Here is a 1,909-nt window from a genome sequence, read left to right as displayed (position 1 = left end):
TGGGGGTGAGGAGATGAGGGGGTGAGGGGATGGGAAATTACGTTAGGACATTGTTGAAGGCTCAAACCTATGAGCAGTAAACTTATTACTTATTACTTATTACTTATTACTTAACCTTAGTTCGGGTTAACTCATAATACCAAAGTCCACCTAGGAATTAATTCCTAGGCTCAAAGACATGCGTCTGATAAATCAGACTGGGAAAAACTTACAGCGCGTTTTAACGTGCTTGGTTTATTACTGGAGTTTAGACTAAGAGACAATAAAACAACACAACAGTAATAATTTGATGTGTGTAAATCTATAAATTAGAAAAATAAAGTCTTTAAGCGGGTTTGGGTTTCTTTCGAGTAGAAACTTTAGTTCGTTTTTTAACAACTGGATAGCGAATTCTACGCTTGCGAGTTTGTTCTGGTTTCCAACCTGGAGATTTTCCGCGTGGTTTTGGAGATTTTGCAGGTGTATGAATGGCGGCTAAAATACCACCTATGGACTGTGCAACCCTTCCAGGAGTTAGCTTAGGAACTTTTTTTTGCCAAGGTAAAGGATTATCTTTGACAATATCGTTTGCCAGCCACAATTGCCAAGTTATTAATGGCATGAGGTCACTCCATCTATCAGATTGTTCTGGAGTTGAAAGTTTTGGTAATGTCCAATGTAGTCTTTGTTTCGCGAAACGATACCAGTGGTCAACACCGAAGCGTCGCAGGTAGAATCGTAAAATGTCAATGCAAGGGGGCATTGACTCTCCAATAAAAGCCAACCACATAGGTTTTGCTATTCGTTTACTACCATCTTCATTCAAGCGCTCAACTAACACTACTGACATTGGATGTAAGGGAGATTTACGTAGGTGCAAGTTATGCCACAAGTGAATTTTTAGTCTTCCGAGTTTTATATCTTCTAGTTCTATTATCTGGGCTGCTTCGCTCCAAGTTGATTTATCGATTAATTTGAATTTATCACCGTGAATTCGTCGTCTTCCTCTTCCACAGTAAGGTGGTGGTGCAGTCCATAAACACAAGTTTGAGCGCAAACGTATTATTTTATCAACTTTTATATTCGCAGTTTTGATTATAAATGGCGCACACCCATATTCAATATCCCAACATGAAATTGCTTTACCCGCTAGATGTGAGCATACTTGTTTAAGTTGCCATACTGCTTTATCTACTGGGTTTTCCCAACTTGTAATTCGCTCGTGCCTTAAAGGTAATGCCCAACTTCCTTCTGTTTCTGGTATGAAAGCAAGTGTACTGTATCCATAGCCAACAGTTATTGGTTTTCCTCCAAACCCCCCTTGTGTATAATGTTCATAGGTTCTTTCTTTAAGAGTACGTGCATTTGGTCTTGACCATGTGGTATGGTCGCCAGCAAGTAATATACGTTGTTCTTGTCTTTTTATTTGCTTGATATAAAGCTTCATTAATTTGTTTCGCTGGGGTCTTACATCTTGTAAAGATTCATAGATACTTGACCATTTACGACGAAACACTGGACACAATGATAAGTCAGCCAAACTATCGGCTTTACGAGTCAACATAACAGCATCCATCAATTCAAACGTAGCATCTTTTGCTCGACCAAGATAGGAATACGCTTCTTGACGGAATACCTTCAAATTAGATAATAATTCCATAACGAAAGTTGAGATTTGGTAGTGCTTTTCTCATCTTCCGTCGGGAGGTGCTTGTTTTACCACAAGCATTTCCCTATTTTTTTATACCAGTCTTTATGCGCCGTGACCGCATAGCGGTCACGAGCTTTAGTCTAAACTCCAGTTTAACAGATAAAGGCAAGTCCTTTCGAGATAGACTACCACACAGATATTGTGATATATTCTTGGGGACTGGAGTTTTTAAAAAATGCTTTTCTTCAGGTAGGGACATAAGGGTTGGTCAACCTGGCA

The 1,909-nt window shown here is 39.3% G+C and carries 1 protein-coding gene; it reads right to left on the bottom strand.

All coding sequences use genetic code 11. The features are described from left to right. Window positions 1-325 precede the first annotated feature (325 nt). A complete protein-coding gene (locus F6K52_RS35835; RefSeq protein WP_293089899.1) occupies window positions 326-1,639 on the bottom strand; it encodes an NF041680 family putative transposase in 1,314 nt (437 codons plus the stop codon). Between the last annotated feature and the right edge of the window lie 270 nt (window positions 1,640-1,909).

Source organism: Moorena sp. SIO3H5, assembly GCF_010692395.1.
Classification (GTDB): domain Bacteria; phylum Cyanobacteriota; class Cyanobacteriia; order Cyanobacteriales; family Coleofasciculaceae; genus Moorena.
This window is presented reverse-complemented; position numbering and strand designations above follow the sequence as displayed.